The 12,680-nt window shown below is 43.5% G+C and carries 10 protein-coding genes; 4 read left to right on the top strand and 6 right to left on the bottom strand.

Features of this window, described 5'->3' with window-relative positions:
* From PG086_RS08765 to PG086_RS08740, 6 genes are all read right to left on the bottom strand, one after another.
* Window positions 1–5,442, bottom strand: a 5,442-nt coding sequence (locus tag PG086_RS08765; RefSeq protein ID WP_270748672.1) for an alpha-L-fucosidase, incomplete at its 3' end; no start/stop codon positions are given.
* 342 nt (window positions 5,443–5,784) lie between these two features.
* A complete protein-coding gene (locus tag PG086_RS08760) occupies window positions 5,785–6,261 on the bottom strand; it encodes a glutathione peroxidase (protein ID WP_270748671.1) in 477 nt (158 codons plus the stop codon).
* Entirely contained in the window at window positions 6,258–6,836 is a 579-nt protein-coding gene (locus PG086_RS08755; RefSeq protein WP_270748670.1) for a DUF3278 domain-containing protein, read from the bottom strand. Before PG086_RS08755 ends, PG086_RS08760 begins: the two co-directional genes overlap by 4 nt.
* 12 nt (window positions 6,837–6,848) lie before the next feature.
* Window positions 6,849–7,190 carry a hypothetical protein gene (locus PG086_RS08750; RefSeq protein WP_000838131.1) on the bottom strand — a complete coding sequence of 114 codons (342 nt, stop codon included), beginning with the start codon at window positions 7,188–7,190 and terminating at the stop codon, window positions 6,849–6,851.
* A gap of 10 nt (window positions 7,191–7,200) precedes the next feature.
* Window positions 7,201–7,743, bottom strand: coding sequence for a DUF3278 domain-containing protein (locus tag PG086_RS08745; protein WP_270748668.1), 543 nt, complete (start codon window positions 7,741–7,743; stop codon window positions 7,201–7,203).
* Between the two features lie 15 nt (window positions 7,744–7,758).
* Entirely contained in the window at window positions 7,759–7,953 is a 195-nt protein-coding gene (locus tag PG086_RS08740) for a helix-turn-helix transcriptional regulator (protein ID WP_001082470.1), read from the bottom strand.
* Window positions 7,954–8,115: 162 nt separating this feature from the next.
* On the opposite strand from PG086_RS08740, the gene rsmH reads away from it, so the two are divergent.
* Genes rsmH through mraY form a run of 4 tightly spaced genes read left to right on the top strand, consistent with a single transcriptional unit; the run spans window position 8,116 to window position 12,635 of the window.
* Window positions 8,116–9,066, top strand: coding sequence for a 16S rRNA (cytosine(1402)-N(4))-methyltransferase RsmH (gene rsmH, locus PG086_RS08735; protein WP_033629331.1), 951 nt, complete (start codon window positions 8,116–8,118; stop codon window positions 9,064–9,066).
* A gap of 10 nt (window positions 9,067–9,076) precedes the next feature.
* The gene (gene ftsL, locus PG086_RS08730) at window positions 9,077–9,394 is read left to right on the top strand and encodes a cell division protein FtsL (protein ID WP_000840796.1); all 318 of its coding nucleotides are present in this window, start codon (window positions 9,077–9,079) and stop codon (window positions 9,392–9,394) included.
* A 3-nt stretch (window positions 9,395–9,397) separates the two neighbouring features.
* Window positions 9,398–11,653, top strand: a complete 2,256-nt coding sequence (gene pbp2X, locus PG086_RS08725; protein ID WP_270748663.1) for a penicillin-binding protein PBP2X — start codon at window positions 9,398–9,400, stop codon at window positions 11,651–11,653.
* A gap of 1 nt (window position 11,654) precedes the next feature.
* Window positions 11,655–12,635, top strand: a complete 981-nt coding sequence (gene mraY, locus PG086_RS08720; RefSeq protein ID WP_084853047.1) for a phospho-N-acetylmuramoyl-pentapeptide-transferase — start codon at window positions 11,655–11,657, stop codon at window positions 12,633–12,635.
* The last annotated feature ends 45 nt before the right edge of the window (window positions 12,636–12,680 follow it).

The following is a 12,680-nucleotide window of genomic DNA, read 5'->3' as shown; positions in this document are numbered from 1 at the left end:
CTCAGGTTGAACTGGATTCTCAGGTTGAGCTGGCTTTTCAGGCTGAGCAGGTTTCTCAGGTTGAGCAGGTTTCTCAGGTTGAACTGGTTTTTCAGGTTGAACTGGTTTTTCAGGTTGAACTGGTTTTTCAGGTTGAACTGGATTCTCAGGTTGAGTCGGCTTTTCCGGTTGAGCTGGAATTTCCGGTTGAGCAGGTTGTTCAGGTTGAACTGGATTCTCAGGTTGAGCTGGCTTTTCAGGCTGAGCAGGTTTCTCAGGTTGAGCAGGTTTTTCAGGCTGAGCAGGCTTTTCCGGTTGCGCCGGTTTCTCAGGCTGAGCAGGCTTTTCGGGCTGAGCAGGCTTTTCCGGTTGAGTAGGTTTCTCAGGTTGAGCTGGTTTTTCAGGTTGAACTGGTTTTTCAGGTTGAGCAGGTTTCTCAGGCTGAGCTGCTTCGAGCTTGCTGATTTGTTCGAGAGCAGTTTCTAGCGCTTGATTGACTGCTTCCTGAGTTTTAGCTTCTTGGATTGCAGCAATGGCTTGGTCAGCAATTGCTAACAATTGCTTCTTAGCTTCCTTGTTGGATCCAAGTTCAGCGCCTTTTTTCTCGATAGCTTTCGTCAAGCTGTCCATAGCCTTATCGTACTCAATTTCCGGTTGTTTTGGTTCGGCTGGTTGCTCAGGCTGGTCAGGTTTCTCAGGTTCTTCTGGCTGTTCCGGTTGCTCTGGACTAGGCTCCTCTTGGCCTCTTTGATAGTTCTCATCCTTGGATAGGATATCTTGTAGGGCACTGACTGTCAACATGACTTCTTGAACATCCACTGCATCAGCACTGAGTTGGTTTCTCAATTTTTCTAGATTTGCTTGGAAAGCTTGGCGTGCAGTAGCCGTATTTTTCAAGCCTGCTGGATCAAAGTTTGAAAGATCATCTTTCCATTTTGAGATAGACTGGATGATATCTGCCTTGCTGTAGAGTTCGCTACCTTCGCCACGAGTGATAAATTGGTCTACCTGAATACCGATATTTTGAGATAAATCGTTTCGATCAGGATCTAGTTGAAGGGTGACTGCGTGCAAGTTTTCGTCCAGACCTTTTAGGCTAACCAGAGTTTGATTGCCTTGGCGTTGGGCTGCGCGACCGCTAAAGTATTTCTTCCCATCAATAGTTGAAGTATTTCCCATTCCATCTTGGTAAGGAACTTCTTTGCCGTCTAGGAAGACTTTGTAGATGCCATGATTTGGATCAACATAGCCCTTTATATCAAGTCCAGTACCGTAGAAGTAGGCTGTGACAGTTGTCTTTTTCTTTTGCTCGTCAGTTAAGCGACCAAAGGATGCCCAAGACTCCGTTTTTTGGTACTTGTCTGCCGAATTGGTTTCATGGTGCCAGCCAGGACTGTAATCCAACTGACTAGCTTGGTCATCATAACTTGTTTGGTCCTTGATCAGCAATTCAGCTTTCATCACTTGGATGGTTGCATCGGTAGCGAAACCGAGCAGGGCACCATCAGTGACAGAAGTGAGTTTGGCTTTGAAGTCAAAGACAGAGTCGGCTTGTTCTGTAAAGTCAATCGTTGGGATGGTAACAGTCTTTTCTGTTTCTCCATCTTTAAAGGTCACATCTTGAGTTGTATCTTGGTAAACTTTACCGTGAACCCCAGTTCCAGGTTCTGTGATGAAGCGAACAGTAGCAGTTCCCTTGCTTCCACCAACGCGTTTAATTTTAACAGTGACTGGTTTTCCTTTTTCGACTTCGTAGTTAGTAGACTCAAGTTCAAACATCCCTTTGCTATCATTGTTTAGGGTGTAGATCCCTTCTGTAGCAATTGGTTCGCCTGTTTTGTTTACAAGAGTAATAGTATGTTGGCCAGGTGCTAAATCGCCTGTCTCGAAGACTTTTTGGCTACGTTTACGGCTAGCATTCTTAGTTTGCACATCGGCAACCTTTTGACCATCAACGTAGACGGACATTTCTCCATGACCTGGATCGACTGTAGAGACGACATAGGCCTTGGTTCCTGTAAAGGTATAGCTTACTTTGGCATCTTTTTGATTGGTCCACATAGAAGTGCCACGAACACCTTCAGATTCATTGTACCAAGTTGTTCCAGCTGTATCTGCCGTTGTGTTTGAGTGGTATTCAAGTCCAAGAGGGTAGCCATCAGTCTTTTCGATGCTGCTTGGTGTCTTGTAGACTGAGAAGTTGGTCAAGATTGGAGTTGCTTGAGCACCGGTGATGGTTACACGGATTTTTTGTGCTTCTACAGGTTTGCCTTGAACCAAGCGACGGTAACCAACGGTCGAACCTTCACCGTATGTCACCCAGCGTCCATTGATTTCAACTTCAATCTTGAAACCAGAGATACGTTGCCCTTTAGCGATGTCTTCCTTGAGTTCAACGACGTCAAAGCGTCTCTTTTGTCCCAAATCGACTGTAAAGCTACCGGTTGTGGCATCATTTGAGAGCGCCCAGCTGGTGTCATCTTTACCGTCTGTGAGGTGGCTTTCTTTGTAGAGGTGGTTTTGACGAGTAGAACTTGCTGTTACAGTGGCACCTTTGGCAAAGTCAGTGGCATACATTTGGTCTAGGGTTGCTTTGAATTCCTTCAAGCGAGCCACATCCGCATCTGCAAATTTTCCTTCTTTGTTTGGTGGAATATTGAGAAGGAGTGGGGTTCCACGACCAACGGACTTGAAGTAGATGTCCATCAACTCTTTGAGTGATTTTGGCTGTTGGTTGTCATGATAGAACCAGCCCGAACGGATTGAAACATCAGCTTCCCCTACAGAGTACATATCACCATCTGGGTCACCATGGTTGAGGTATTCGTTTTTCACATCGTCTGTGATGTTGGCTCTTTTAACTTTATGCCATACAGGGTCACCTGCGATCCCCCGTTCATTTCCGATCCAGCGAACGCTTGTCGGTTGAGCAGAGAAGATGGCGATATCTCCTTCGGCTTCTTTAATGTATTTGAACCATTCATCAAAGGTATAGGTTACTTTTTGGGCACCGCTACCACGCGCACCGTCCATCCAAACCTCGATAAATTTCCCTTTATTACCGTATTTTGGATTACCAAGGATTTCTTTCAGTTGGTTGAGATAGTATTGGTTGTATTCTTTTTCGGTTGCGACATGGTATTTTGGATGATTGGCATCCCATGGGGATAGGTAAACACCCATGTTCATGTCGTACTTGCTAGCAGACTTGGAAACTTCTTCGAGAAGGTCACCCTTACCATCTTTCCATGGGCTAGCAGCTACGGTATGATTCGTATACTTAGAAGGGTAAGCAACGAATCCGTCGTGGTGTTTAACAACCATAATAGTTCGTTTGAAGCCAGTTTCCTTCAGAGTGCGAATCCACTGGTCAGTATCCAAGTTGGTTGGATTGAAGTATCGAGGGTCTTCTTTCCCATTTCCCCATTCAGAATTGGTATAGGTGTTCATTCCGTAGTGGATGAAGGCTGCCAATTCTTCCTTGTGGTAATCGAGTTGGGCCTTGCTTGGAAGAGGTCCATGGTTGCCAATCTCGGTTTCTTTATCTTCTGGATGAGCGACTGGTGGAGTCGGAGTCGTTGGATTAGCCGTATCAGCGACCGGCTCGTATTCAAAGACGACCTCATTCACACCTTTATGCTGGATGGTTGCTTCCAGGCTAGTCTTGACTGGACGGTAGCCAGCAATGTCTTTTGCATGGAAGGTGTTGACAAAGGAAACATCGTACTCTTGGCCGTCATTGTTATCAACTGTCGCTTCCGCTAGTTCAGTAGTGGTTCCTTTTTGACGGTAGTAAACTTTGAAGGATCCTTTGTTGATTTTATAGACCACCTTGATGACACGTGTACCGGCAGGCGCTTTGCTAACAACATTGTGATCTTCAGCCCATGCATCTTTTAGCTGTTTATTAACTGCTACGCCATCAATGGATACAATTTCGTATTTGTCTTTATTCTTCTGATAGAAGTCCGTTTTCTCGATTTCTTTTTTGAAATTATAGTCAAATGGCGAATCAACAGCTGTCTGTTCGATAAAGGTGTCATTATCTTTGACAGGATTTCCTTCTTCGTCTTCGTGTTGGATAACCACACGACCGTATTCAACTCCCTTGGTCAAGGTAGCAATCCCATCTTGGTTGAAGGAATATTCGTTGCTTCCGATAACAGCTGTTTCATTCCGAAGCATACGCCCTTCATCAGTAAAGTAGTAACGATTTCCGTTGTCTCCCTGGTACCAGCCTTTCACACCATATTTGGCAATCATGTCCTTCACCCATTTCAGTTGTTCAGGTGAAAGGACGAGTCCGCCACCAAAGCGATCCTTTTCAGCGACACCATTGTCGACAGTTCCGTGTTGATGGACACCCAGAACTTTTCCTTGGCTATCGACAATCCCGCCACCAGACAAACCAGATACAGAAGTGGTTTTGTAGGTGATACCAGTCGTTCCCTTATCATCATAGGACTCAACAGATCGGATGGTCCCATCTGCCTTGTAAAGCTGACCAGCTAGGATAGGTTGTTTCAGTTCTTTTGAGCTCGAGTCAGTTGGGTAGCCAATCGTACTGATGGCTTCTCCCGGCTGATGCGTCTTGTAATCCGCTAAAGGTGCAAAGGTTGCTGCTTTGTTTGGACTAGCAATCGGAAGAGGAATAGGAGCTTCTACAAGAGCAAGGTCATTCTTATAGCCTTTTCCAAACTCTTTCTTGTTCCAGAAATGGATGTCCTTTTCTCTGAATAAAACCGTAGTTCCAGAAGATGGCAGTGAGTTTTTCTTTTCGCTGTTTGAACCAACGTTATAGTAGAACTGGGCAGATTTTCCACCACGAATGTGACCTTCGCCCGTTTCTTTATTGGCCTCTAGGAAGTTATGAGCAACGGTAAGGATCAGGTTAGGGGCTACAAAGATTCCGGAGCCTGAAACGAGGTAGCGTTGTTCTCCTGCATTGTAAGTGCTGTAAACCATAGTAGCAGCAGTAGCAGGTTGTCCCTCGTAGTTGATATGTTTGAGGTCTTGTCCACCGTTAATGATGGCACGGTTTCCGTTCTCAGTTTCTTTTGGAGCTTCTTCCTTGTTCTTTAGAATGCTCTCAGTTTCTACTTTTGGACTAGCTTTCTGGTCAACGATAGTAGTCGTATCGAGTTCTTTGACAGGTGTGTCTGGATAGGCACGGTCCTGAATGTCTTCAGGGAGCAAGTCAGCACTTTTGGTATCGGCAGCAGGTGTTTCTTGTTTTTCAGCTTCTACACGCCCCTCTTTTTTGACTGGTTCAGCCTTGGTCTCTTCTATATCTGCTACTTGTTTCATTTGCTGATCTAAATTGGATGTCGTGGTAGGAGACGTTTCGTCTGCACGCACGGCTCCAGAAGCAAAAAATGCCAGTCCGACGATAACAGAGGCCACACCTACAGTCAACTTCCGAATGCTAAATGTTTGCCCTTTTTCAAAAAGGTATCGATTCATAATATACTCCTAGTTTTTAGAAAGGCAGTCAGCTACTGCCCAAGCCCAAGTCTGACTTGGTTACAACTTGATTTAATGAAAAAACTCTCTGATAATTTGTAAGTCACCTTACCCCCTATTTATAAAGCGCTTTCATTTTAAGATAAAAAAATTTAAAAGGTCATTTCTCCCTTAAAATGACTGAAAACTTTTAATATAACAAATATACTAAATTAATGAAAGAATTGCAATAGCGAAAAAGCAAAAAATAAGTATAAATTAAAGAAAATCGGTTACTTTTTAAAGAAAAAACGCATTCTTTCAAGTCTCAAACTAAATGAAAGGACACGTTTTAAAAAGAAATTAGAGTATCTTTTGGAGAGACTCTTGGATGGTTTGGGGGTCTGTTTTGGAAGAGAAGCGCTCAAGGACTTGCCCATCTCGACCAATGAGAAACTTAGCAAAATTCCATTCGATTCGTTTTCCTATCGGACCAGATTTCTGGTCTTTTAGCCAAACATAAAGAGGATCTGCCTCCTTGCCGTTGACCTTGATCTTGGCAAAGCGAGGGAAAGTGGTCTGATAGTGTAGACTGCAGAAACTATTGATTTCCTCTGCGCTGCCGGGTGCTTGTCCCATAAACTGATTGCAAGGGAAATCTAGGATTTCAAAGCCCTTATCTTGATAGCGTTCATAGAGTTCTTGAAGTCCCTGGTACTGGGGCGTTAAACCACATCCTGTAGCAGTGTTGACAATCAAGAGAACCTTGCCACGATAGCTCTCCAGTGGGATTGCTTGGTTGTTTTGGTTTAAAACGGAAAAATCATATATACTAGTCATTTTTCTATATTCTCCTTATGCATTCCAGATTCAGAGTGTTTCACCTCGTGTTCCGATAAAAAGGCATAGGTCATGCTTCCAAAGATAGCTCCAATTCCCAAACCCAAGACTAGTAAAGGGAGCGTTTTATCGAACTGGGAGAGATTGTCCCAAAAGGTATCAAGGGGAAGATGCTGAACAAAGAGTTTGTGAAAGGCTGATAAGACAAACAAGCCAATTGGAATACTGACGAATACACCCCAACTACGAAGGTTGATTTGGCTTTTGCTGTAGCTTTTGTGAGGGATTTCGGACTGGTCATCCTTATCCAAACGTAAGTCGCGAACTGCTAGTCTCGCTCTAGATGAGAGGACGAAGATAAGTCCAAAATAGAGGTAGGGCATGGCATCTCGAACCAACTCTATGAAGCGTCCAAATAGGAGATAGAACAAGAAGAGTAGGAGGGAGGAGTAAATGATTTGGATCAAGGAACGAGCACAAGCCTTGTAAATCATCTCTTGACGGCATTCATCAAAAGGCCCTTGTATGTGAAAGAATAGTTTGAGTAAGCGAGTGGTGAAATCTTCTTTTTTCATGGGAGTAACCTCCTAAATGAGCGATTTTTGATTGACTTCTTTAAAGAGTTGATAGAGAGTATAGAAGTAAACCAAACTAAAAATGATACAGATTATTAGAAATACCAGGTATCTCCAATCCATAGGATTTGTTAAAAGTTGTGGAAAGGATACGAGGATAAAACAGAGAGATGCGTTTAGAAGACGTATTTTTTTTGATTGGATTTTCTGGAATCTCTGTCCCTTGTTCAATACAGGAAGGAATAAAAGAAAGATAATCAAGAAAGGATGCTCAATATGTCCAGAAAGTAGGAAAAAGGTAACAAAGATACTGATAAAAACATGACTGATCAGTAGTCTAGCTAGTGATTTCATAAGGTACCTCCTAGTCGTCTTCTTGGTCTTTCTTGGCCTTTTGAATGCGAAGAGAGACGATAATTTGCATCATCAGTCCAAAAAAGAACGCTCCCAGTATAGTTTTTAAAATATGTTTTGAATTCAGAAGAGAACTGATGAAATTTGGATTTTCACTGGTTAGGGTATCGATGAGTGGCATTATAAAAAATATCGCTATGCCGTAGATCAGACCGGCTTTTAGACCCGGAAAATGTAGCTTTTTACTTTCTTTTTGACTCAGCATTTCGGGATCAATAGCTGTGATGCCCGTTTTCTTGGTTTGAGAGACCACATAGAGGGCAACCATCATCGAAATGCCAAACACCACGAGAGAATAGCCGATAGCGACAATTTGCGGGTATTTATAGGCAAGAACGAGCGGGATAAGATTGCCAAATGTCATCAGATAAAAGAGGACAATAAAGACCTGATTCCCGATACGATCGGCCTCGCGCCGTTTGTGTTCGTCAAGGGGACCAGAAATACCGTATATGCGTTTGATGAGTTTTTCAGTGAGAGTTTCTTTTTTCATTTGTTTGCTCCTTTTTTAAAAATCGTCTTCCCAAAAGAGGCTATTGAGGTCAGTTTGGAGGCTGCGGGCGAGGTTGAGACAGAGTTCCAGGGTTGGATTGTACTTGTCGTTTTCAATCATGTTGATGGTCTGTCTCGAGACACCGATATCTTTGGCGAGCTCGAGCTGGGAAATGCCCAGTTCCTTGCGGAATTCTTTGACACGATTCATAGGGTCTCCTTTCTGATATGTCGTATATATTTGACTATATTATATTATTTTGGGGATGAGATGTCAAGTATATATGACATATTTTTGAGAATTATTTTCGAAGAAACTTAGCCTTGTCTGACAAGTGCAAGCTGGTCAGATTTGTGGTAAAATAAATAAGATATGACAAAAGAATTTCATCATGTAACGGTCTTGCTTCATGAAACGATTGATATGCTTGACGTAAAACCTGACGGTATCTACGTTGATGCGACTTTGGGCGGAGCAGGCCATAGCGAATATTTATTAAGTAAATTGAGCGAAAAAGGGCATCTCTATGCCTTTGACCAGGACCAGAATGCCATTGACAATGCACAAAAACGGTTGGCACCCTATATCGAAAAGGGGATGGTAACCTTTATCAAGGATAACTTCCGTCATTTGCAGGCACGTTTGCAGGAGGCTGGTGTCCAGGAAATTGATGGAATTTGTTATGACTTGGGAGTGTCCAGTCCTCAGCTAGATCAGCGTGAACGTGGTTTTTCTTATAAAAAGGATGCGCCACTGGATATGCGGATGAATCAGGAAGCTAGTCTGACGGCCTATGAGGTGGTCAATCATTATGACTATCATGACCTGGTTCGGATCTTTTTCAAGTATGGTGAGGATAAATTTTCTAAACAGATTGCCCGTAAGATTGAGCAAGCGCGTGAGATGAAACCCATTGAGACAACGACGGAGTTGGCAGAGATTATCAAGTCGGCCAAGCCTGCCAAGGAGCTCAAGAAAAAGGGACACCCTGCCAAGCAGATTTTCCAGGCTATCCGAATCGAAGTCAATGATGAGCTGGGCGCTGCAGATGAATCCATCCAGCAGGCCATGGACATGCTGGCTCTAGATGGGAGAATCTCGGTCATTACCTTCCATTCGCTGGAAGACCGCTTGACCAAGCAATTATTCAAGGAAGCTTCAACAGTGGAAGTTCCCAAAGGCTTGCCCTTTATTCCAGATGACCTTAAGCCCAAGATGGAATTGGTATCCCGCAAGCCAATCTTGCCAAGTGCTGAAGAGCTAGAAGCTAACAACCGTTCGCATTCAGCCAAGTTGCGCGTGGCTAGAAAAATTCACAAGTAAGAGGAAAAACATGGCAGAAAGAATCGAAAAAACAAGCCAGTTATTGCAAACGAAGTTCAAAGGTTTTTCACGTGTGGAAAAGGCCTTCTATGTTTCGATTGCTGCAACAATGATTATCCTGGCAATTAGCGTTGTGTTTATGCAGACCAAGCTATTACAAGTTCAGAATGAATTGACCAAGGTCAATGCTCAAATCGAAGAAAAGAAAACCGAGCTAGATGATGCCAAGCAAGAGGTCAATGAATTGATTCGTTCAGAACGTTTGAAAGAAATTGCAAACTCTAAGAATTTACAGCTGAATAACGAAAATATCCGAGCAACGGAGTAAGAAATGAAACAGTGGAAAGAAAAAATCATCCGTTATGCCGTTCGTAACCGTAAATCTCCAGAAGAAAACCGCCGAAGAGTAGGGAAAAGCCTGAGTTTATTGGCTGTCATACTCTTCGCTGTCTTTTTGGTCAACTTTGCGGTCATTATCGGAACGGGTAAAAAATTTGGGAAGGACTTGGTTCAAGAAGCAAACAAGGTCCATCAAACAACCAAGACGATTCCTGCAAAACGGGGGACCATCTACGATCGTAATGGTACGCCTATTGCAGAAGATGCGACATCTTATAATATCTATGCTGTTATTGACAAGACCTACAAGTCAGCAACAGGCAAAATTCTCTATGTAGAGGACTCTCAATTTAATAAGGTGGCTGAAATTTTCCATAAGTATCTGGATATGGAGGAGTCCTATGTCAAAGAACAGCTTTCTCAGCCAGATCTAAAACAGGTATCCTTTGGTACCAAGGGAAATGGGATCACCTATGCCAATATGATGGCTATTAAAAATGATCTCAAAACTGCTGGTGTCGAGGGGGTTGACTTTACAACAAGCCCTAACCGTAGTTATCCCAATGGACAGTTTGCTTCTTCCTTTATCGGTTTAGCGCAACTTCATGAAAATGAGGATGGTACCAAGAGCTTGATTGGAACATCTGGTTTGGAGAGTTCTTTAAATGGCATTCTGGCGGGTACAGATGGGATTATCACCTATGAGAAGGATCGCCTGGGAAATATTGTTCCGGGTACAGATCAAGCTTCTCAACAAACGGTAGATGGAAAGGATGTGTACACAACCCTTTCTAGTCCCTTACAATCCTTTATGGAAACACAGATGGATGCCTTTCAGGAAAAGGTAAAAGGCAAGTATATGACGGCTACCTTGGTTAGCGCTAAAACAGGGGAAATCCTGGCTACGACCCAACGGCCAACCTTTAACGCAGATACCAAGGATGGCATCACAAAAGACTTTGTCTGGCGAGATATTCTCTATCAAAGTAACTACGAGCCAGGATCGACCATGAAGGTGATGATGTTGGCCTCAGCTATTGATAACAATACCTTCCCTGGTGGGGAATACTTTAACAGTAGTGAATTGAAAATAGCTGATGCGACCATTCGAGACTGGGACGTCAATGAAGGATTGACCAGTGGTGGCACCATGACTTTCTCTCAAGGATTTGCCCACTCAAGTAATATCGGGATGACCTTGCTTGAGCAAAAGATGGGGGATGCAACCTGGCTTGATTACCTTAACCGCTTTAAGTTTGGGGTGCCAACTCGTTTTGGTCTGACAGATGAGTACACAGGTCAATTACCTGCGGATAACATTGTCAATATTGCCATGAGTGCATTTGGACAAGGGATCTCTGTCACCCAGACCCAGATGCTTCGTGCCTTTACAGCCATTGCCAATGATGGGGTCATGTTAGAGCCGAAATTTATCAGTGCCCTCTATGATCCAAATGACCAGTCTGTTCGTAAGTCTCAAAAGGAGATCGTCGGAAATCCTGTGTCAAAAGCTGCAGCGTCCTCTACTCGGGATCACATGGTCATGGTCGGAACAGATCCTGTCTACGGTACCATGTACAACCACAGCATAGGAAAAGCAAATGTCAATGTTCCAGGTCAGAATGTCGCCCTGAAATCAGGGACTGCTCAGATTGCCGATGAGAAGAATGGCGGGTACCTTACAGGTGAAACCAACTATATCTTCTCTGTTGTGTCGATGCATCCTGCAGAAAATCCTGACTTTATCCTCTATGTGACGGTGCAACAGCCAGAGCATTATTCGGGTGTTCAGCTTGGAGAGTTTGCCAACCCAATCCTTGAGCGAGCTTCTGCCATGAAAGAATCCCTCAATCTTCAGTCAACTGCTAAGAACTTGGATCAGGTCAGCAAGACGACAAGCTATGCTATGCCAGCTACCAAGGACTTTACTCCGGGTGACCTAGCAGAGGAATTACGTCGTAACCTTGTCCAACCAATCGTTATCGGAACAGGAACCAAGATCAAGGAGCTCTCGGTTTCTGAAGGAGATAATTTGGAAGCCAATCAGCAAATCTTGATCCTATCTGATAAGGTCGAAGAAATGCCTGATATGTATGGCTGGACAGATGAAAATGTGCAAACATTTGCTAAATGGCTAAATATAGAAGTCGAGTGGGAAGGTAGTGGAAAAACGGTCAAGAAACAAAGTGTCCGTGCCAATATGGCCCTCAAAGACATTAAAAAAATGAAAATAACTTTAGGAGATTAAGATGATTAGTTCCATTAGTGCTGGAATTCTGGCCTTTCTATTGACCTTGATAGGTATTCCAGCCTTTATCCGATTTTATCGAAAAGCACAGATTACAGGTCAGCAGATGCACGAGGATGTCAAGCAACACCAAGCTAAAGCTGGGACTCCGACCATGGGAGGTCTTGTCTTCCTGATCGTTGCAGTTGTTGTGAGCTTCCTTGTCGCTCTCTTTACCCAACAATTGACCAACAATGTAGGCATGGTTTTGTTTATCTTGGTTTTGTATGGTTTGGTAGGTTTTTTGGATGATTTCCTCAAAATTTTCCGTAAGATCAACGAAGGATTGAATCCTAAACAAAAGCTTGCTCTCCAGTTGCTTGGAGGAGTGATTTTCTACCTCTTTTATGAGCGTGGGGGCGATATGCTTTCAGTTTTTGGCTACCAAGTGCACTTGGGTATTTTCTATATTTTCTTTGCCCTTTTCTGGCTAGTTGGTTTTTCAAATGCGGTGAATCTGACGGACGGGATTGACGGCTTAGCAAGTATTTTAGTGGTGATTAGCTTATCGGCCTACGGTGTGATTGCTTATATGCAAAATCAACTGGATATCCTTCTTGTGATTCTTGCCATGATTGGTGGTTTGCTAGGCTTCTTCGTCTTTAATCACAAGCCTGCCAAGGTTTTCATGGGAGATGTGGGAAGTTTGGCTCTAGGTGGGATGCTGGCAGCAATCTCTATGGCCCTTCACCAAGAATGGACGCTTTTACTGATTGGGATTATCTATGTCTTTGAGACAAGCTCTGTTATGATGCAGGTTACCTACTTCAAACTTAGTGGTGGAAAGCGTATTTTCCGTATGACACCTGTCCACCACCATTTTGAGCTTGGAGGATTCTCAGGCAAGGGCAATCCTTGGAGCGAGTGGAAGGTTGACTTCTTCTTTTGGGGAGTTGGGCTTCTAGCAAGTCTCTTGACCCTAGCCTTTTTATACCTACTGTAAAACTAACTTTTGATGACAAAATAAAACAGGATGAAGGTGATCTTC

It is taken from the genome of Streptococcus halitosis, assembly GCF_027691175.1.
GTDB lineage: Bacteria > Bacillota > Bacilli > Lactobacillales > Streptococcaceae > Streptococcus > Streptococcus halitosis_A.
Note: the sequence above shows the minus strand (reverse complement) of the source record. Positions and strands in the feature narration are given on the sequence as shown.

Coding starts and splice junctions, on each gene's coding strand:
- PG086_RS08745 (WP_270748668.1), bottom strand. CDS start 7,743: ATGAAAAAAGAAACTCTCACTGAAAAACTCATCAAACGCATATACGGT.
- mraY (WP_084853047.1), top strand. CDS start 11,655: ATGATTAGTTCCATTAGTGCTGGAATTCTGGCCTTTCTATTGACCTTG.
- PG086_RS08755 (WP_270748670.1), bottom strand. CDS start 6,836: ATGAAAAAAGAAGATTTCACCACTCGCTTACTCAAACTATTCTTTCAC.
- PG086_RS08760 (WP_270748671.1), bottom strand. CDS start 6,261: ATGACTAGTATATATGATTTTTCCGTTTTAAACCAAAACAACCAAGCA.
- rsmH (WP_033629331.1), top strand. CDS start 8,116: ATGACAAAAGAATTTCATCATGTAACGGTCTTGCTTCATGAAACGATT.
- ftsL (WP_000840796.1), top strand. CDS start 9,077: ATGGCAGAAAGAATCGAAAAAACAAGCCAGTTATTGCAAACGAAGTTC.
- PG086_RS08740 (WP_001082470.1), bottom strand. CDS start 7,953: ATGAATCGTGTCAAAGAATTCCGCAAGGAACTGGGCATTTCCCAGCTC.
- pbp2X (WP_270748663.1), top strand. CDS start 9,398: ATGAAACAGTGGAAAGAAAAAATCATCCGTTATGCCGTTCGTAACCGT.
- PG086_RS08750 (WP_000838131.1), bottom strand. CDS start 7,190: ATGAAATCACTAGCTAGACTACTGATCAGTCATGTTTTTATCAGTATC.